This is a genomic window from Haliovirga abyssi (assembly GCF_030295325.1).
Lineage (GTDB): Bacteria > Fusobacteriota > Fusobacteriia > Fusobacteriales > Haliovirgaceae > Haliovirga > Haliovirga abyssi.
Window position 1 is genome coordinate 1,765,565 of record NZ_AP027059.1, and the last position, 20,382, is coordinate 1,785,946.

Sequence of the window (20,382 nt, forward strand, 5' to 3'; positions counted from 1 at the left end):
TCCTAACTTTTATCATATTTTATGATTGAGTTAAATATATATTCTATACCTGTATATATACTATTTATTTCAATATATTCATTTTTACTATATCTTTTACCACCGTTCGCAATTCCTACTGTTACTGCTTCAATTCCTTTTTCTAATGGAATTGCTATTTCTGAGTTAGTTGGACCAGTATAGATATTAATTTTTCTTTCTTTTGCAACATCTATAAAAATTTTTTCAATATTATTCTCTTCCACTTTTTGTATTTTTCTAAAAACTTCATCTTTAATTTTAACTTTTATATTTTCTTCTTGCCCTACTCCCAATATAATACTTTTTACTATATTTAAAGCAGCTTGAAACTCTTCTTCACTATTGCTTCTAATCTCAATTTTAATCTCTAAATTTTCTGGAACAGTATTATAATGTATGCCAGTTTCAATTCCTGCAATATTTACCACACTATTTTCTCCAAAATCTTCATTTTTTATTTTTAATATAAAATTTCCTAAAGCGTCTACTACAGAGCTACTTACTACATTTCTCCAAATGTGTTTTCTTATCCCTTTAAATAAAATTTTACTTCTTTTCAATCCAACTGTTGTGCTATGTATTCTACCTAACCACAATCCATTAATATTAATTACACCCTTTATAGATTCTGATATCTCTTTTTCTAATAAAAATTTCATTCCTGAAAAATCACTATTTCCATTAACTGTTCCAACTAAATATATTGTATGTTTTAATTTTTCCTTACTTAAATACTCTCCTAATATAGCTAATGATATTACCCCAAGTAAATTGTCTCCTACCCCTACACCTATTAATTCTTTTCCTGTTAACTTTATTTTTCCAACGTCTTTTACAGAATCTAAATTTGTTGAGATAACTATAGCTTCATCTTGATTTTCTCCAATTATCTTTGCAACAACATTTCCAGCTACATCTATTTTCACATTTTCTATTCCATAACTATATAAAAGCTTCTGTAAAAATACCGCTTTTTCAATTTCATTCACTTTTTCGTTTTTTAGTTTTGATAAATCAATTATATTTTGAATTATTGTATTTTCTTTCTTTCTTAAGTCACTTTTCATATAGCTACTCCTTTATATTATCATAATGTGTAACTCTATTCCTTCCATTTTCTTTTGAATAATAAAGTGCAATATCACTTCTTTTTATAAATTCTTCATCACTAAGAGTCTCATTCCCAAAATCAAATGTATATACTCCTAAACTCATATTAACTTTTAGTATTTCACCATTATAAACTATTTCTAACTTTTCAATCTCTTTTCTTATATTTTCAGCAGCTTGAATAGCCCCTCCTCTATCTGTTTCTGGTAAAATAACTACAAATTCTTCTCCACCATATCTAGCTACTATATCTACTTTTCTTGTTTTTTTCATCATTACTCTAGCAACTGCTTTTAAAACTTCGTCTCCTGCCTGATGTCCATATGTATCATTAAAAATTTTAAAATGGTCAATATCTGTCATTAAAATAGATAATTTCTTTTTATATCTTCTACCTCTTTCTATCTCTTCTGTTAATCTTTGTCTAAAATACCTATGAATATATAATTTTGTCATCCCATCAGTTATTGCAAGATTATACAAATTAGAATTTGCTACTGAAACAGATATTTGGCTTGCTAAAGTATTATACACTTCTACATTATTTTCGCTATACCCTTTTTCTGCATATTTCATTCCTAAAAATATAAATCCAAAAAAATTGTTTTTAGCTATTAATGGAACTAATACTTCTATATTAATTTTTTTAAAAAATTCTTTATGTTTTCTATAAAATTTTAAAATTCCATTATCACTTTTTTTTAAATTTGTAATAATAAATATCTCTTCATTTTCTTTTACAAACTCTATATCTTCTTTATCTAAAACTATTTTTTCTCCTATTAAATTCTCATTTATGTCTCCACGAATATTTTTTATTTCTAATTCTTTTGTATCTTGATCAAAATATGCTATAGCTGCTTGTGTTGTACCTGCAACTTCTGCAAACATATCAATAGAATTTTTTAGTATTTCATCTAAATTTAATGTAGAAAATATCATCTTTGTAGCATAATTTATTGTCATTAAATCATATATCTTTTCTGTTAATTCCACATTTTTTTTCTCTATATAATTTGACTTTATTGCATTTTCTAATACTATTTCTATTTGTCCAGAAATAGTTTCTAAAAATTCAATATCTGTTTCACTGTATTCTCCAAATTTTTTTTCCCCTAAAACCATAACATATCTAAGAATTTGGTTCCCACTATCATCATCTAACCCTTTAAAAGCTATTGTATAACCACTTTCTGAATTAGTAAAATCAATATTCTCTTTTAGCTCCTCTACATCTAAAATTTCTATATTTTTAATTAAATTTGATGATAACAATTTTTTTATAAATTCTCCATTATTTAATATTTTAATATCATCTTTTTTCACATCAAATCCTTTATCTACAATCAATTTCAGTTTCTCATTTTCTATTCTAAAGAAAGCTCCTTTTTCTATAGACTCTACTTCAAATAACATATCAGCTATAATTCTTTCTAAAGTTTCCAAATCTTTTTCTCTTACTAAGGTTTTTATCATTTGATTAATTGCAATAAATTTAAAGTTTTTATCTGTACTTTCTAATTCTACATTTTCTATCTCTTTTTTTTCTTCTTCTAGTAATTTTATAAAATTTATGTTTTTTTCTTGTAAATTGTCTATGTTTAATTTTAATTTTTCTACTTTTATTTTAAGCAATATAACCCCTATAAATAATATTGCACTTATACACAAAAATAATATTGACACTAGGCTCATATTTTCATCCCCTTAATTTTAAAAAATACTCTTTTATATAAGTTCTGCTATATCTTTTGCTATTTCTAACATTGAGCTATTCTCTTTTGATAATTCTTCTAAAAAATAATATTTATAGAAATCTTTTGCAACTTGTCTTGCTGTATTTGACATTCTTTTATCAATATCATTAGCATATTTTATTATAGTTGAATATTTTTTATACATTTTTTGCTCTCCTATAATAAGAAGTGCTATTTTTTTTATCATCCACCACTCTTCTATATCGCTCAAAATAACATCTATTCCATTATCTAATAATTCTGATTTATAACTACTAAGAATCATTAAAGTTTTAGCTCTTATTTCTCGAGAAACTAATTTATCTAAAGCTATCTTTAATAATTCATCTTTTATTTCTCTACTTTCTCTATCTGCAATTTCTCCTAATATTACATCTAATACTTTTTCTTGCCTTGATTTTAATATTCCCAAAATCACTTCTTCAACTCTCTCATCTTTAAAATTCAAAATTGCTTTTATTGATTCTGGAAATAATGTTTCTATCAAGCTTCTATCTTCCACTAACATTCCCAATACTTTTTCATCACCTAATTTAGAGAGTGCAATTATTACAACTTTTTTTAATTCTAAATTGGAATTGTTTATATACCCTTCTATATAAGGAATAGCTATTTTTTTTCTAGCATCTCCTAATGCAGATATTACGTTTCTTAAAATTCTATTATCATCTTCTTCTTTTATCATTTCAATTAATGCTTCAAAATATTCTTTATTATCTATATGTTCTAATGTTATTATAGCTAACTTTCTATTCATCCACCATTCATCTCTATTTTTCATTACGTCCACTAACTTATTTATCACTGCTTTATTTGTTTTATTACTTTCTAACGCCAATATAGCCTTTGCTTTTAAATCTCTATCTGCACTATCTAAAACAGAAAATAAAAACTCTATTTTCCCTTTGTCTGATATTTTTGCTATATTTTCTATTATAATTGATTTTAATTTTTTACTTTCTGTAGACTTATATATTTTTTCCAATATTTCTAAAATATTTTTTAACTTTAATTCTCCAATAGATTTAACTATTAATATTAATAGCTCCTCATCTTCTGTTGTTTCTATCTTTTTTCTTAATAATATCTCAGCTTTTTCTTTTGGAATAAGTGTAATAAAATTAAGTAATGTAAGCTCATCTGAATCATTTAAAAAACTTTCAAAACTTTCTGATTCTTTCAAATAATATCTAATTTCAGATTTAATAAAATTATCACCATTAGAATAGATTTTTAATAAAACTTTTACTGACTCTAATGTATTAAATTTTGCAAGAGTCTCAATTACTTCCTTTTTTATATTATTATCTTTTGATTTAAAAAACTTTTCTAGTTCAGGTATTGCATAATAAATATTTAATTCTCTAATTGCAATTAATATCATTTCTAAAATCTCTTTATCTTCTTGCTCAACTAATGGAAAAAAATTCTTTACAAAATTTAAATCCCCTATTTCAGTTAATGATAAAATAGCTTTAGCTCTAATCTTTTCATCTTCCATCTCATTTCTTGCTATTCTAGTTAATTCAGATATAGCTTTTCTTGATTTTAATTTCCCTAAATTCTCAATCATCTCTATTTTTTGTGCTTTTGTTATATTTTTAGACAAATTTTCCAAATATAACATTTCATCATATGCCCCCATATAAAACACCTCCAAATAAAATCTAAAATATGTTTCCCTCTAAGGAACGTTTAAAAAATAATGTTCTCATATTTTGTTATAAAAACGCTTAAAGAATGTTTAAAAATAATTTTATATATTTTGTTATAAAAACGCTTGAACCATTGAGTATTTTAAAACAAAATGAAAAGGTTATTTTTAAATCATTCCTAAAACATTGCGTATTCTAAAGCAAAATGGGAATGTTATTTTTAAGCCGTTCCTAAGATATAATTTCCCCATCAAAAAAGTCCACAATACCTTTTACCACATCTTCTTTATTTTCCTTTTTTTTTCTATTTTCATTTATATCAAATTTCACTTTAATCCCTTTTCCATATAACTCTTCAAGAATATCTACTAAAATTCTATAATTCTCATTTTTTTCCATTGAAATTTTATGATAACTATTTTCTTCTGGAAATGTTATATAAACTATATTTTTAACTACTTTTGTCGGCTTTGCCATATTTAAAAAAGCTACTAATGATATTTTCCTGTTTTTACATTTATTTAATATATTCTTCCAGCCTGATTTTATAACATTAATATCTAAATTTAAATTAATTTCAGAACTTTCTTCTATAAATTCACTGTTATTATTTTTTTCTATATTATTTGGAGCAACTTCAACTATACGCTCTACCACTTTTTCTATTATTTTGGGTTTAGATTCTTCTTCTAATGCTTTGTATAAAATTAAATATCCTAATAATCGCTTATCTTCTTCATATCTAAATTTCGAAGTTATATCAAAAATACTTTCTATTAATTTTACAGCTCTTGTTAATTCTATTTTCCCATTTTTATTTAATAATTTTTCTTGTAAATAATATGCAAAATCTTTAAAAATCTTTTCACAATCAATACCCTTTTCCCAAATATTATTTAAAAAATTTACACCTTTTTCTAAATCTTTATCTGCAAAAATAGATTCTAACTCACTTAATAATTCCTGTGGTATTACTCCTAAAGCTTTTTCTGTTTTTTCTTTTGTTATCTCTTCACCGTAACATGATGATAATACTTTTTCAAAAATAGAAATAGAATCCCTTACGCTGCCTTCAGATTTATTGTATATCAACTTTAAACTCTCATCATCAATAACTATTCCTTCTTGAACAGCTATATATTTTAATCTTTCTGAAATATTATTAAAATTAACAGGTCTAAAATCATATCTTTGACACCTTGATATAATTGTGTCTAATACTTTATCAGGCTCTGTTGTTGCTAAAATAAAAACTACATGACTTGGTGGTTCTTCTAATGTTTTTAATAATGCATTAAAAGCTTCTTTTGTCAACATATGTACTTCATCTATAATATATACTTTTTTTCTTCCTTCAGTTGGTTGATAGTTTATTTTATCTTTTAATGCTCTAATCTCGTCTATTCCTCTATTTGAAGCAGCATCTATCTCTATCAAATCCATAAAACTTCCATTATCTATCCCTAAACAATTTTCACACTTATTACAAGGATTATCAGTTATCCCGTTTTCTTTACAATTTAATCCTTTTGCAATTAATCTTGCCAAAGTTGTTTTACCTGTTCCTCTAGGACCAGTAAATAGATAAGCATGTGAAATCCTATTCTCTTTCAAACTATTTCTAATTGTTCGAACAATCACGTCTTCACCATATACTTCTTCAAATTTTTTTGGCCTGTATTTTCTATACAGTGTCAAATACATAATTTACCTCCTACTCTAATCCATACGCATTCATCTTTGACCTAAGTGTATTTCTAGTTATTCCTAAAAGCTCTGCTGTATCAACTTTTTTTCCATTTGTACTTTCTAGCAGTTGTCTTATAAGTTCTCTTTCTACCCTCGATATTATACTATTATAATAATTTTTTTCTTTATTTTGACTTAATATAGATAATTCTCCCTCTATCCAATCTGCTAAAATCCAATCTTGAATATCTCCATGTCTTTTAGAAATTTTAGCTCCTGTTACATCTCCTGGTAAATCCTCTGGAAGTATACTATCTCCTCTACAGACTGCCATACCGCTTTTTATAGAATTTTTTAATTCTCTAATATTTCCTGGCCAATCATAACTCATTATTTTTTTCATTGCTAGTTTTGATACACCTTTTATATTTTTATTTAATTCTCCATTAAAAACTTTTACAAAATGTTCTATTAATATAGGAATATCATCTTTTCTTTCTCTTAATGGTGGCAATTCTATTTCAACAACTTTTAATCTATGATACAAGTCATCTCTAAATTTTCCATCTGTTATCATATCTTCTAAACTTTTATTTGTAGCTACAACAATTCTAACATCTACACTTATTGTTTCTGTCCCACCTACTCTAACAAATTCATTTTCTTGTAATACTCTCAATAATTTAGCTTGAATATCTAATTCCATATCTCCAACTTCATCTAAAAACAGAGTACCTTCATTAGCCAATTCAAATTTTCCTATTTTTCTTGCTATAGCTCCAGTAAACGCACCTTTTTCATATCCAAAAAATTCACTTTCCATTAATGTAGAAGGTATTGCTGTACAATTAACAGCAACAAATTTATCATCTTTTCTATCACTAAATTCATGAATAGCTTTTGCAATTAATTCTTTTCCTGTTCCACTTTCTCCTGTTATTAATACAGAAACATTGCTTGAAGCAACTTTTCCTATCAATTTAAATATCTCAATCATTCTCTTGGTAGTTCCTATTATCTCATCCTCTTCCCCAAAGAAAATTCTTGGAGTAAATTTTTCAGCTTTTATCTTTTGGTCTTTCAAAGCTTTTTCTGAAACTGTTAAAATTTCTACCCCTTCTAAAGGTTTTAATATATAATCATACGCTCCATTTTTTATAACACCTGCTATCATTTGAAGTGTACTATTTTCTCCTATAACTAGCACTACAATCTTTTTATCAATTGATGATATCTCTTTTACCAAAATCATCAACTCATCATATTCAAATTTGTCAGAATCTATAACAACAATATTATATTTCTTTTTTTTAAACTCTTTATTTACTAAAAGGCCTCCATCTTCATAATCGATACTATCTCCATTTTCTATAAACAATCTAGTTAATATATCTCTCTCTTTATCTTCTATTTCTATTCCCAAAACCTTCATATATGTCACCTACCTTTAATTAGTCTAAAATTTATTGTTACTATGACACTTCCCGAAAGCTTAACTCCTTTATCTTGAATTATAAGCCTCCAATTTTTACCTGCATCTACTGCTGATTTATCTAAAATGGTATAAGAACTTTTTTTCTTTATTCTTATCTCTTTTACTCTTCCTTCTGCACTTACATTTAAAATTAATGTTACTTTTCCTTCCCAACCATTCTTTTCTGCAACTAATGGATATTTTGGCTTTACATATTTCAAAATTTCAGCTTTTCCAACTCCATCTACTACTTCATCAATCGTTATCCCTTGAGGAATTTCTGTTGATGATAATCCCCCTTCTTGAATTTCTCCTTTTACAGGAATAACTTCATTTTCTGTTATAATTGATTCATCTTTTATCTTTGGGGTAAATTCTTCTATTTTGCTATTTTGTATATCCAAATTAGGTTCTAATATTTTTAATTCTTCTTTCTTTTCAGCTTTTATATTTTCTATTTTAGATATATGCTCTATAGAAGGATTCTTTGTAGTTTTATTAATTGGAATATCTATTATTTTCCCTAAATTTCTATTTTTTTTAACTGGAACATCTATTTTTTCTATTAAATTTTTATAATCTATCTTTTTAAATTCTACAACTTTAGGTTTTGTTATTTTCTTTTTTAATTTTTTCCCTTGTTTTTTTACTTTAATTTTTTTTCTAACTTTTGCTTTTTTTGTTTTCACAGCTTTTGTCTTTGTAGAATAAAGCTTTACAAAATTTGCTTTAATCTTTTTTCTTTCTACTATTTTTTCTTCATAGTTTGTTTTAAAATTTATTGGAATCAAAAATAATAAATTATGAATTAGTATTGATATAACTATTGCAAATATAAATATCTTGTTGTCATTTTTCTCCATTTCATCACCTACTCTTTTTCGTCAGTAGCAATATCTAATTCCAAAGCTCCTGCATCTTTAGCTTTGCTCATAATCTCTACAATTATACCATAACTCAAAGATTTATCTGCTTTTATTATAACGTTATACTTTTTAAGCTCTTTTAACTTGTCCGATAATTTGTTTTCAAAATTTTCATTTGATACTTTTTTTCTATTAATATATATATTTTTTTGTTTTGTTATAGATACAATTACTTCTCTTTCTTGTGGCAACTCTTTAACTGCTGATTCTGGCAATGTTATATTTATTCCTGTATTTATGTCAGTAAATGTAGTACTTACCATAAAAAATATTAAAAGTAAAAAAACTACATCTATTAGTGGTGTTAATTCCAAAAACATATCTTTATTTTCTCTTCTATATTTTGGTCTAAATTTCATATCTCCCACCTACCCTAATATATTTAAAAATTCTACAGCAGTTTTTTCCATTTCATTTGTCAAACTATCAATCTTCTTATTAAAGTAATTATACATTATAAGTGCTGGAATTGCAACTGTAAGTCCTGCAGCAGTTGTAATTAAAGCTTGGGATATTCCCCCAGCTAACATTTCCGGTTTTCCTATCCCTTGATTCGATATTACATTAAATGCTTTTATCATTCCTGTTACAGTTCCTAATAGTCCTACCAATGGAGTTACATTTGCTGCCATTCCTAATATCCACATATATCTTTCCAAAAATGGAATTCTTTCTAATATTGTTTCTCTTATCTCTTCTTCTAATACATCTCTATTACTATCAGAATTCTCTAATATTGTTTCTAAAATTCTTGCAACTGAATTATTATATCCTCTACAATAATTTATTGCCCCATCTATATCTTTTCTCTCTAAATAATTCTTTATATTTTCTTTTAATTCCTCATAATTTGCTCTCTCAACAACTATAAAATAATATAGTCTCTCTATTATTACTGTTAATCCTGCTATTGATAATAATAATATTCCGTACATTAATGGTCCGCCTTGTGCAAAAAGTTCTCTCATCTATACCCCTCCTATTTTTTTATTCCTTAAATGATTTTATAAAAAGCAATTAATTGTTTATTTAAATCTTAATAATTCATTTTAAATTCTAACATTATCTTTCTTGAATCCACTGGATAATTTGATTTTTTATTTTCACTATAGTTAAATAAATTTAATATATTCAAACTTATATCCATACTTTCACTAAATCTATAAACATTATATAAATTCAGTGTTTTATATAATCCTATATAACTTTTTTCATCTTCTTTCCCATACATTTTACTATAAAATTTACCTTCTAATCTAGATTTTAAATTATTTTTTTCATAAACTACATTTAATACTACTCTATTACTTGGATTAAAACTAATATTTTCTAAATTACTATATGTATATGAAACATCTCCTCTTAAATAGTTATTATATTTATAATTACTATTTAAAGTTAAATTCCACCAATTTAAATTCTTTTTAGAATTAATAACAGATATTGGTATTTCATTTGCAATCTTACTGTCTTCTTCTGCGTATATGATTTTATTTTTTACAAAATTATATATAATTCCCGCTTCTACATTTAATTTTTCATTTCCATATTTACTTCCAAACCCTGTTTTAAATATATCTTCATTTTCCAAAGAACTATATGGTAAAACATCATTCCCAAATTCAAACCCAGATAATATATCTTTATTAACTTCTCTCAAACTATTTTTCATAATATTAAAATTAACACTAAATATATCACTTAAACTTTTATCTCCACTTACTTTTAATTTATAATTTTGCTCTCCTACACCGTCTACATTTGCTACTTCTAATGCAACCCCTAAATCCAAGTTTATATCACCATATTTTTTTAATTTTAATTTATCGTTTCCTTTTACTCTTATAGAATTCAAATTAAAATCATCTAATCCATCTGAAAAATATTCCAAATTAAATTCCATAAAATCCTCTTTTAATAGTTTTATATATTTTCCATAAACATTATAATATCTATTATTATATTCTCTTATTGGAGCAGTTACTGATTTTGTTTGATTAAAAAAAGCATCTAATCCTATATTTAGATTTTCAGATTTTTTTATTATTACATCTGAATTAAAATTTATTTCAGACTTCTTTTCTTCTTTAAATGTATCAACTTTAGCTGTTGCATTGTCTTTTCCTGGAAAATTTTGGTTTATTATTATATGAGATAAAGCTAAATTCATATTTTTATGCCAAAGTTTTACAAAATAATTATCTGTACTTTCATTATCATTTCTTCTATCTTCACCTTTTATTTCTCTACCTAAATGCAAAAAATATGTTAAATCTTTTTCTTTATCATCGTTAGTATAATCTATTATGTACTTAAATGCATCAATTCCTTTATATCCGCCTAGTCCAAATGTTATATAGTTATCATAATTTTTAGATTTTTTATCTTCTGATTTCATTATAACTTTTGGTGTGTTATACACATATATATTATATTTTAATTCACTTTCACTTACATCATTTTTAATTTTTATATTCTTTATATTCAAACTTTTTAAAAATTTAAGTTTTTCATCTTTTAACTTAATTTGTAACTTTTCATCTTTTATTTTTATTTTATTACTTTTCAAATCTAACTCTTCTTTATAATCTCTTTTATCTTTTCCAACTACATCTTTTTCTCCTAAATTATAATTTTCCTCTGAAAAAACTAAATTTATTAATAGAAAAAAACCTATTATACTAATTAATAACTTTCTCACTTATTTGCACCTCCTGTTTCAAAAAATTTTTTATATTCATTTTTCTTTTGTGGCATATTTTTAATTAACTCATCATAATATTTTTTAGCTTTCTTTAAATCTTTATTTTTCAAACTATTTATTAATAATCTTTCTACAACCACATTTATATACTTTGAATTTTTATAATTATCATAAAATTCTTGATAAAATTTTAATGCTCTATCTAAATTTCCAGATTTTTCATAATTTTCTGCAGTTTTCAACGTAGCTATATCCTGCAAACTACTATTAGAATATACTAATTTTATCCTTAAGAAAGCTGTTATTGCAGCTTTATAATTTCCTTCCTCTTCAAAAGAAATTCCTATTTTGAATATGCTTTTATCTTTATATTCACTTATTCTATAATCTAAAACTTTGTTAAAATATACCCTTGCAACATTATATTGTTTATTATTCAAATAAAAACTTCCCATATAGAAAAATCCTTTATCTGCATTTTTAACATCCTTTGTTACCTTTTGGTATTCTTTTAAGGCTTTTTCTTTATTCCCTTGCTTTTCATATATTACCCCTAGCCATATACTTTTAAAGCTACTATCTTTTAATTTTTCCAACCATTTTAAAGCTTTTTCATATTCACCATTTTTATAGTAACTTCTTACTAATATATCAATTAAATTTATTTTCACTTCTTCTTTATTTGTCACATTTAATAATTTAGAAAATTCAGCTTCAGCCCCTGAAACATCTCCATTTTCTATATAAATATTCCCTATATAAAAAAGTACATCTTCTAAATAAGCTTTATCTTTACTATATTTTTTTATAAATAATTTTCCATAACTTAATGCCTCTTTATATCTTTTATCTGAATACATCAATGAAGTCAACCAATATAAGCTTTCTTTACTATATTTAGAATTAGGATAATTTAAAACTATATATTCATAATTTTTTTCTGCTAACTGATAATTTTCACTGTTATAATAAATCTCAGCTAACATAAAAAAAGCAAATGGCTTTTCATCTTTATATCCTTTTAGTTTTTCATAAATTTCAATTGCTTTACTATAATCCTTTAATTTAAAATATGAACTTCCCTTTTTCTTTATTATATAAACTTCATTATCATTATATTTTTTAGTATACATATCACAATATTTTATTGACTCTTCAAATTTGTTTTCATTAAATAAAACTTCTATTAATTTTAAATATGCTCTTTTAGTATATTTATTATCTTTCAAAATTAGTTTTTTAAGTTCTATTGCAGCAGGCTTATAATTATGTAGCGCCATAAAAGTAACTGCATTAAGCCAAGATTTTTTATTTTCATTTTTTATATCTTTAATATAAATTAAAGCTTGCTCATATTTCCTTTCATCAAATAAAACAGTAATTAAATTATTAATTATAATTTCATTTTTTTCTTTTTTCAAAAATTCTTTATATAAAATTTCTGCCTTTTTATTTTCACTTTGTTCTGCATATAAATTTCCCATTAAAGAATATATATCCAATTTTTTTGTAATATCTTTATCATAATTCTTTTTATAATCTTCAAAAAGAGTTTCCATTTCTTCAACGTCTTCTTGTATATATGCTATTGTTATTAATCTATATATTGCATTTGGTGTATTTAATTTTGCATAATATTGCTTTGCCATTTCATAATTTTTTAAATTATATGCAGCTTCTGCAATCATATTAAATATATCTTTTTTATAATCTTTGTTTATTTTATACTCTTCTTTTTTTATCTCTTTTTCTAAATTTAATATTTCTTTATATTCTTTTTTATTATAATAAATATAAATAGAATAATAATAGTATTCATTGTTATATTTTGTGTTTTTTAATATATTTATATTTATCAAAGCATTATCATAATCTTTTAATTTCAAATAAGATAATATTAATTTATATCCCGCACCTATATCTTTATATTTTTGAAATATTTTATTATAATATTTTGCAGATTCTTTATATTTTTTAGAATTATAATACATTTCACTTAATAAAATTAATCCATCTTTTTCTAATTTTGTATTTTCAAGCTTTTTTGCATAAATTAAAATTTCTGTGTCTTTATCTAATGCATAACTTAATTTTTCTAATGAGTATATAGACTGCACATAATATTCTGAATTTCTAAATTCTAATTCAATATTTTTGTAATATTTAATTGCTGATTCATAATCTTTTAACTTTTCATTTGCTAATCCTAAGAAGAAATATGCTTTAGCTAAATTATCATCTTTAATTCTAACTTCTGAAATATATTCTTCCAGCACTGCTGCTGTTTTTATATATTCTTTTTCTCCGAAATAAGTTAATCCTAAATTTAGCAAAGAATTATTGTAATATTTATCACTATATTTAATTGCCCTAGAATAATAAGTTTCTGCTTCTTTTAATGACCCTAATGAATACATAAAGTTCCCCATTAAAAACATAGATTTTGACTTCAATTTAGAATCGTTATGTATTTTTTCATAATAAAATGTTGCTAGTTCTTTATTATCCCATTTTATGTAAATATTCATCAAATAATAATATGCTTCTTCTTTATAATTTGTATTTAATAACTGTAAGAATATCTCTTCAGATTTCTTATAATCTCCAACGATATAATAATTATATCCCAATAAATTTAATGCTGAATCATAAAGCTTTGAATTAGAATATCTATTTACAAATTTATTCAATTCTAAAATTGCTTCTTTATTCATTTTATTTTGATATAATTTATATATATAATCCATATCATCTATATCGTTAGCAAATGTGGTAAGAGAAGTCCCTAATAATAATGCAATTACCATTTTTTTCATAATTTATCATCCCCTTGACACTTTTTTTAATACCTCTTCTATCTCATTTACATTTACATTAGTGTTATAACACGGTCCATTAATTCTTTCATTAAATATCCCATAGACATTTAATGGAAAACTATCATATATTCCTGTAATTAAATCCCTTTCACAAGCAACAGCAATTATAAATTTAGGCCTTGTTTTTTTTATAAATAATCTAGCTAATGTTCCACCAGTTGCGACTTTTACTTTAATATCATATTTTTCTTTTAATTTTACAATTTCTCCAATTTTACATTTCCCACACTTTTTACAATTTGATATATCTGATGTTATTTTAAATAAACAATTATCATCTTGTAAACAATGAGGTAACAATATCGCAATTTTTTCTGTAGGTATCTTTTTTTTCTTTAGTCTATTTATGGCAAATTTATTATTAAATTTCATAAATTTCTTTGCTAACAAACTATTATTATAATCATCATCTTTTATTTTTCTAAATATTAAAATTAAAAAAATCCATAATGTCGAAACAATTCTATAATAAATCAACTTCAAATAATCACCCACTTTTCTATAAGAGTCTCATTAATTTAGCTACAATCATATTTATAGCCACTTTATTTTCCCCACCTCTTGGAATTATTACATCTGCATATCTCTTAGTTGGTTCCACAAATTCTAAATACATTGGTTTTACCGTGCCTAAATATTGTTTTTTTACACTTTCAAAGGTTCTTCCTCTTTCATTTATATCTCTTTCAATTCTTCTTAACAATCTAACATCATCATCTGTATCTACAAATATTTTCATGTCAAATAAATCTCTTAATTCTTTTTGGGCAAAAACTAATATTCCTTCTACAATAATAATTTTTGCTGGATATAATTTTTTTATATCCTCACTTCGTATATGTTTTTTAAAATCATAAATTGGCATATTCACCTCTTTACCATCTTTAAGAGCATTTAAATGTTCTATTAACAATTCAAAATCTATAGAATTAGGATGATCAAAATTATTTTCTAATCTTTTCTCAAATGGTACACTTTTCAAATCTTTATAATACAAATCCTGTTCTATTAATTCCGCTTCCCCACGATTAAATACTTCTAATATATTTCGTGCAACTGTTGTTTTTCCTGAACCTGTTCCGCCTGCGACCCCAATTAAAATAGTTTTTGACATAAATCCTCCTCACACACTTTTCTACATTAAGTATATCACAAAGAATTAAAAAATTCAATTTTAAATCATAATACTTAATAAAAAAATGGCGTAGCTTATTTTCTGAATAAAATTTATACTTTCCTAACAAAAAATAAAAAGAGAATTTTTCTTTAATAAGAAAAATTCCCTTTTTATTTTTTTATTTTCTCTTTCTCTCTTTAGCTCTTTCTATAATTGAACGTCTTCCTCTTTTATTTCTTTTAAATACTTCAAGTATAATTTCAGCTTCTTCAAATGGAACAGTTATAAATGAAAAGTTTTCAAATACTTTTACTTCTCTAATTTTTCTTGAGCTAACTTTTGCATTTTCTATAATATAATCAACAAGTGATTTTAAAGTCATATTATCTTTTTTTCCTAATGCTACAAATAATCTTACTTTTCCAGATGTATCGATTTTAGCTTCTCTTATCTCTTTATAATTATTATCTTCTAATTCTTCGCTAAATGATAATTTTAAAATTGAAGCTATCACTGCTAATGGATCCTTTTCTCCCATGATTTCTTTTGCAAACTCTATCTCTTTATCTCCTATTTTATCATTTTCTAATATATCTAAAATATCTGATTTTATTCTCTCTTTTTTTATTTGTAAAATATCTGACACTTTCGGTAATTTACTCTTCTTTATCTTTGTATTTGCTACTTTTTGAATAAATAAAAGTTTTCTGTATTCACTTGGAGTTACAAATGTTATTGCTGTTCCTTCTTTTCCTGCTCTTCCAGTTCTTCCTATTCTATGTATATAAGATTCTGGATCTTGTGGCAATGCATAGTTAATTACATGAGACAAATTATTAACATCTAATCCTCTTGCTGCTACATCAGTTGCTACAAGTATCATTGTTTTTTTCTTTTTAAACTTATTCAAAGTTCTTTCTCTTTGAGCTTGTGATACATCTCCATGTAATCCTTCTGCATAATATCCTCTATCAGATAATTTGCTAGCTACTCTATCTACATCTAATTTTGTTCTACAAAATACTACTCCATAAAATTCTCTTTCTACATCTATTATTCTACATAAAGCATCAAATTTATCTCTTTCGTTTAATTCAAAATATATTTGTTCTGTTAAACTTGTAGTTAAATCTTGTTTTTTTACAGCTATTACTTCATATTTATTCATATATTTTTTAGCTATATTTAAAATTTCTCTTGGCATTGTTGCTGAAAAAAGTAACACTTTTTTTTCTGCTGGTGCTTTTTCAAACACTAATTTTACATCATCAATAAATCCCATATTTAACATTTCATCAGCTTCATCAAGTATGAAATATTTTATATTTTCTAATTTTAAAGTTTTTCTATTTATATGATCTATAACTCTACCAGGAGTTCCTACTACTATATCTACTCCTCTTCTTAATTTAGATATTTGTCCTTCAATTGATTGCCCACCATATATTGGTGCTACTACTAATTTTTTATTTCCTTTTAATGAATTTATCTCTTCTGCTACTTGTATTGCTAATTCTCTTGTTGGTGCAAGTACTAAAGCTTGAACTGATTTTGATTTTTCTTCAAGTCTATCTATTAAAGGCAAACCAAATGCTGCTGTTTTTCCAGTTCCTGTTTGTGCTTGCCCTATTATATCTATTTCTCCTTTTAATAATAAAGGAATAGTTTTTTCTTGTATTGGTGTTGGTTCTTCAAAACCTTTCTTTTTTAATGCCTTTAATATATTTTCTGATAATCCTAATTCTTTAAACTTTGTTAATTCCATATTTTTTATAACTCCTTCTTTTTTTATAATTTTTCTAATACTCTTTTTAATATCTCTTCTTTATCTAAGCTGGTTTTAAATCCCGCCGCCTTCACATGTCCGCCACCATCAAAAATAGCTGCAAGCTTATTTACATCTTTTCCTTTTGATCTAAAGCTTCCTTTTATTTTTCCATCTTCCTCTTCTTTTAAAAATAATGCTATTTCACATTTTTCAAAACTTCTTAAAGATTCGACAATTCCTTCTGTATCTTCAGATTTAGCATTATACTCTTTTAAAACTTTATTTGAAAGATAGAAAAAACTTAATTTTTCTTTTTCAAAATATTCCATATTATTTAGAGCAAGTCCAAGAATTTTTAATCTTGCTTCACTTTTGTTGGCATACAAATTTTCTGTTACTTTTTCGTTATCAACTCCTATCGCCTTTAATTTTGCCGCAATATTAAAGGTATCTACCGAAACATTATTATAACTAAAATTTCCAGTATCATTTATTATGCCACAATAAATTGCTTCTCCCATATCTTTATCAATAGCTATTTCTAATTTTGTTATTAAATTAAAAATAATTTCCGCTACTGAAGAAGCTTTAGCATCTAAATAATTTAACTCACCAAACATTTCGTTACTTGTATGATGATCTATATTAATTACAATTGAATTTTCGTTTATATATTTAACTACTGTTCCAATTCTTTCTTTATTTGCCACATCTACTACCACTATACAATCAAAATCATATTTTAATTCTACATTTTCAACCTTTTCTATTAGCACTGAATGTGGTAAAAATCTCAAAAAAGAGGGAACATCATCTTGTATAATAAAGCGTACCATTTTATCTTCATTAGAATTAATTTTGTTCAAAGCAAGGGCTAATGCTAATCCTGCTCCTATTCCGTCTCCATCAGGATTTACGTGTGTTGTAATTAATATCCTTTTTGATTCTTTTAGTTTTTTAATTATGCTTTCCATATTTTCCTCCTAATCAAAGAATGTTATTTTCAAGGCATTCCTAAACTGAAAATATTTTGATACCTTTTTTTTCTAAAAAGTCCGCAGCAACTCCATTTCCATTGATAAGTCTGCCAGTAAAACTACCATCATAAATCTTACCAAATCCACAAGAAGGACTTTTAGCTTTTAGCATAGCATATTTAGCATTTGTTACTTTCGCTATTTTGCCAGCTTCTTTTGCCCCGTTATAAAACTCCAGAGAAACATCTTCTCCTTTCTTATTTACAACTTTTTCTCCAAATCTTTCAGCAGGAACTCTCGGTGTAGACAATCCGCCTAACTGTTCAGGGCATATGGAAACGATACAAAACTTTTTTAAAAACTCTTTTAAAAATTTTCTGCTATTATTTCCACCATTATATTTACAATTTATCCCAAGCAAGCAGCTACTAACTAATATTTTATCAAAATTTTTATAAATTTCAACTCTTCCACTAGCTTTAGAATAATATTTTAAAATATTTTTATTATAATATATATCTTTTAATGGATGCAATACAAAATTTCTTTTTTTATATTCTTTATGTGGTATTTGTAAATCAGTTCTATCTACTTTTATATTCTCATAAAAAATTATATCTATATCTATTGTACGTGGTCCCCATTTTATTTCTCTTTTTCTTTTTAACTTTAATTCTATTTTTCCAATTTCATCTAATAATTCATATGGTAATAATTTTGTCTTTAACCAAATTCCAACATTTATAAAGTAATCTTGTTCTAAATATCCATATGGTTCTGTCTTATACAATTTAGATATTCTAACTACAAAACTATCATTTAAATTATTTAATTCAAATATTGCATTTAATATATTAAAAAATTTATCTCCTATATTACTTCCAATACTCAAATACACATTTCTATTTTTTTTCATCTCTTCTATTTCTCCATAAAATCAAATTATAATCTTTATTTCTCACTAATCCTATCTCATCTATATATCTCAACCGCCACATAATCAAGCTGTCCAGGTATTGGAACTTCTGGTTTTTTCACAGTTACCCTTACATTTTTAACTTTATCATATTTCAAAATTTCTTTTGCAATATCCCCAGCAAATTTTTCTATTAAATCATATTTTTGATTCCTATTTATAAATTCTACTTTTTCATAAATTTTGGCATAATTAACAGTATCATTCAAATTATCACTCATTGAAGCTTTTTCCAAATCTAAATATATCTCCAAATCCACAAAAAATTTCTGTCCAATTCTCTTTTCTTCCTCTAACACTCCATGATAACCATATAATCTCATGTTCTTAATAATTATCTTATCCATATTTTTTCTCCATTATTAATTATCATATTCTTCACGAATTAAAATCCGTTTTTATCTGTGTTTATCCTGTGGTTAAAATATCTTTTTCTTTTGTTTTCATTATTTATTTTCAATTACTTTTTCTCCTATTGGCGAAAACCCTTCTCCTAAAACTTCATGTGCATCTGTAATTATTATAAATGCTTTTTCATCAATATTTTTAATTTTTTCTCTCAAAATATATATCTCTTTGTTTTTTACTACAGTCATTATAACATTTTTGTTCTTATCTGTATATAGCCCTTTTGAATAAAATACTGTTCCACCTCTATTTATATCACTTACTATCATATTTCTTATTAAATCATACTCATCACTTATTATGTATGCTACTTTTGAATAATTAGCTCCATCTAACACAACATTTATCATTCTACCTGTTGTATACAACGTAATTATAGCATACAAAGCAGGTTCCATTCCGAAAACAATTCCTGCTGAAGCCAATACTATAAAATCTACTCCTATTAAAGCGTTTCCTGTTTGAATTTTAAATTTTTCATGTAATATTTGTGCTATAATATCAGTACCACCTGTACTTCCACCAATTTTCATTATTAGACCTATTCCTATCCCTGTAGTTATTCCTCCATACAAAGAAGATAACAATATATTATCTGTCACTCCATTTAATGTAAAAATATAACTAAATGTATCTGTATAAACTGACAACATTATAGTTCCATACAAAGTTTTAAATCCATATCCTTTTCCAAAAAATTTTAATCCTGCTAAAAAAAGAGGAATATTTAAAACTAACATTACCATTCCAACAGGTAAATGAAATAGATAATATATTATTGTTGCTATCCCTGATACTCCTCCTGCTGCTATTTTGGAAGGTATCAAAAACCAAACAAACCCTAATGAAGCCAATATTAAAGCAAAATTCATGATAATAAAATCTTTTATAAATCTTTTTTTATCTCTTGTCACTAAATTC

17 protein-coding genes and 1 pseudogene are annotated in these 20,382 nt (G+C 24.9%); all 18 read right to left on the reverse strand.

Going from position 1 to position 20,382, the window contains the following annotated elements:
- Positions 1-2 precede the first annotated feature (2 nt).
- The gene (locus RDY08_RS07825; protein ID WP_307903814.1) at positions 3-1,088 is read right to left on the reverse strand and encodes a peptidase dimerization domain-containing protein; all 1,086 of its coding nucleotides are present in this window, start codon (positions 1,086-1,088) and stop codon (positions 3-5) included.
- Between the two features lie 4 nt (positions 1,089-1,092).
- Positions 1,093-2,826 carry a sensor domain-containing diguanylate cyclase gene (locus RDY08_RS07830; RefSeq protein ID WP_307903815.1) on the reverse strand — a complete coding sequence of 578 codons (1,734 nt, stop codon included), beginning with the start codon at positions 2,824-2,826 and terminating at the stop codon, positions 1,093-1,095.
- A 33-nt stretch (positions 2,827-2,859) separates the two neighbouring features.
- On the reverse strand, positions 2,860-4,533 hold the full coding sequence (locus RDY08_RS07835) for a HEAT repeat domain-containing protein (protein ID WP_307903816.1): 1,674 nt from the start codon (positions 4,531-4,533) through the stop codon (positions 2,860-2,862).
- A gap of 241 nt (positions 4,534-4,774) precedes the next feature.
- A complete protein-coding gene (gene dnaX / locus RDY08_RS07840; protein ID WP_307903817.1) occupies positions 4,775-6,247 on the reverse strand; it encodes a DNA polymerase III subunit gamma/tau in 1,473 nt (490 codons plus the stop codon).
- 10 nt (positions 6,248-6,257) lie between these two features.
- Entirely contained in the window at positions 6,258-7,664 is a 1,407-nt protein-coding gene (locus RDY08_RS07845; RefSeq protein ID WP_307903818.1) for a sigma-54 dependent transcriptional regulator, read from the reverse strand.
- Positions 7,665-7,669: 5 nt separating this feature from the next.
- Positions 7,670-8,569, reverse strand: coding sequence for an energy transducer TonB (locus RDY08_RS07850; RefSeq protein WP_307903819.1), 900 nt, complete (start codon positions 8,567-8,569; stop codon positions 7,670-7,672).
- An 8-nt stretch (positions 8,570-8,577) separates the two neighbouring features.
- On the reverse strand, positions 8,578-8,991 hold the full coding sequence (locus tag RDY08_RS07855; protein WP_307903820.1) for an ExbD/TolR family protein: 414 nt from the start codon (positions 8,989-8,991) through the stop codon (positions 8,578-8,580).
- Positions 8,992-9,000: 9 nt separating this feature from the next.
- Complete coding sequence (locus RDY08_RS07860; protein WP_307903821.1) at positions 9,001-9,600, reverse strand: MotA/TolQ/ExbB proton channel family protein; 600 nt, start codon at positions 9,598-9,600, stop codon at positions 9,001-9,003.
- Between the two features lie 68 nt (positions 9,601-9,668).
- Complete coding sequence (locus tag RDY08_RS07865; RefSeq protein ID WP_307903822.1) at positions 9,669-11,333, reverse strand: TonB-dependent receptor; 1,665 nt, start codon at positions 11,331-11,333, stop codon at positions 9,669-9,671.
- Complete coding sequence (locus RDY08_RS07870; protein WP_307903823.1) at positions 11,330-14,152, reverse strand: tetratricopeptide repeat protein; 2,823 nt, start codon at positions 14,150-14,152, stop codon at positions 11,330-11,332. The genes RDY08_RS07865 and RDY08_RS07870 overlap by 4 nt, the downstream gene beginning before the upstream one ends.
- 6 nt (positions 14,153-14,158) lie before the next feature.
- Positions 14,159-14,698 (reverse strand): DUF116 domain-containing protein, encoded by a 540-nt coding sequence (locus tag RDY08_RS07875; protein ID WP_307903824.1) that lies wholly within the window; start codon positions 14,696-14,698, stop codon positions 14,159-14,161.
- Positions 14,699-14,714: 16 nt separating this feature from the next.
- On the reverse strand, positions 14,715-15,329 hold the full coding sequence (gene udk / locus RDY08_RS07880) for a uridine kinase (protein ID WP_307903825.1): 615 nt from the start codon (positions 15,327-15,329) through the stop codon (positions 14,715-14,717).
- A 181-nt stretch (positions 15,330-15,510) separates the two neighbouring features.
- On the reverse strand, positions 15,511-17,106 hold the full coding sequence (locus RDY08_RS07885) for a DEAD/DEAH box helicase (protein ID WP_307905457.1): 1,596 nt from the start codon (positions 17,104-17,106) through the stop codon (positions 15,511-15,513).
- A gap of 14 nt (positions 17,107-17,120) precedes the next feature.
- Entirely contained in the window at positions 17,121-18,074 is a 954-nt protein-coding gene (locus RDY08_RS07890; RefSeq protein ID WP_307903826.1) for a DHH family phosphoesterase, read from the reverse strand.
- Positions 18,075-18,114: 40 nt separating this feature from the next.
- Complete coding sequence (locus RDY08_RS11670) at positions 18,115-18,537, reverse strand: 2-thiouracil desulfurase family protein (RefSeq protein WP_443673222.1); 423 nt, start codon at positions 18,535-18,537, stop codon at positions 18,115-18,117.
- A gap of 66 nt (positions 18,538-18,603) precedes the next feature.
- Positions 18,604-18,993 (reverse strand): annotated as a pseudogene (folK, locus tag RDY08_RS11675) (2-amino-4-hydroxy-6-hydroxymethyldihydropteridine diphosphokinase); the annotation flags it as partial.
- A gap of 56 nt (positions 18,994-19,049) precedes the next feature.
- The gene (folB, locus tag RDY08_RS07900) at positions 19,050-19,400 is read right to left on the reverse strand and encodes a dihydroneopterin aldolase (RefSeq protein WP_307903828.1); all 351 of its coding nucleotides are present in this window, start codon (positions 19,398-19,400) and stop codon (positions 19,050-19,052) included.
- Between the two features lie 99 nt (positions 19,401-19,499).
- Entirely contained in the window at positions 19,500-20,375 is an 876-nt protein-coding gene (locus RDY08_RS07905) for a YitT family protein (RefSeq protein ID WP_307903829.1), read from the reverse strand.
- Positions 20,376-20,382 lie beyond the last annotated feature (7 nt).

Coding starts and splice junctions, on each gene's coding strand:
- folB (WP_307903828.1), bottom strand. CDS start 19,400: ATGGATAAGATAATTATTAAGAACATGAGATTATATGGTTATCATGGA.
- RDY08_RS07825 (WP_307903814.1), bottom strand. CDS start 1,088: ATGAAAAGTGACTTAAGAAAGAAAGAAAATACAATAATTCAAAATATA.
- RDY08_RS07830 (WP_307903815.1), bottom strand. CDS start 2,826: ATGAGCCTAGTGTCAATATTATTTTTGTGTATAAGTGCAATATTATTT.
- RDY08_RS07855 (WP_307903820.1), bottom strand. CDS start 8,991: ATGAAATTTAGACCAAAATATAGAAGAGAAAATAAAGATATGTTTTTG.
- RDY08_RS07890 (WP_307903826.1), bottom strand. CDS start 18,074: ATGGAAAGCATAATTAAAAAACTAAAAGAATCAAAAAGGATATTAATT.
- dnaX (WP_307903817.1), bottom strand. CDS start 6,247: ATGTATTTGACACTGTATAGAAAATACAGGCCAAAAAAATTTGAAGAA.
- RDY08_RS07860 (WP_307903821.1), bottom strand. CDS start 9,600: ATGAGAGAACTTTTTGCACAAGGCGGACCATTAATGTACGGAATATTA.
- RDY08_RS07850 (WP_307903819.1), bottom strand. CDS start 8,569: ATGGAGAAAAATGACAACAAGATATTTATATTTGCAATAGTTATATCA.
- RDY08_RS07845 (WP_307903818.1), bottom strand. CDS start 7,664: ATGAAGGTTTTGGGAATAGAAATAGAAGATAAAGAGAGAGATATATTA.
- RDY08_RS07835 (WP_307903816.1), bottom strand. CDS start 4,533: ATGGGGGCATATGATGAAATGTTATATTTGGAAAATTTGTCTAAAAAT.
- RDY08_RS07870 (WP_307903823.1), bottom strand. CDS start 14,152: ATGAAAAAAATGGTAATTGCATTATTATTAGGGACTTCTCTTACCACA.
- udk (WP_307903825.1), bottom strand. CDS start 15,329: ATGTCAAAAACTATTTTAATTGGGGTCGCAGGCGGAACAGGTTCAGGA.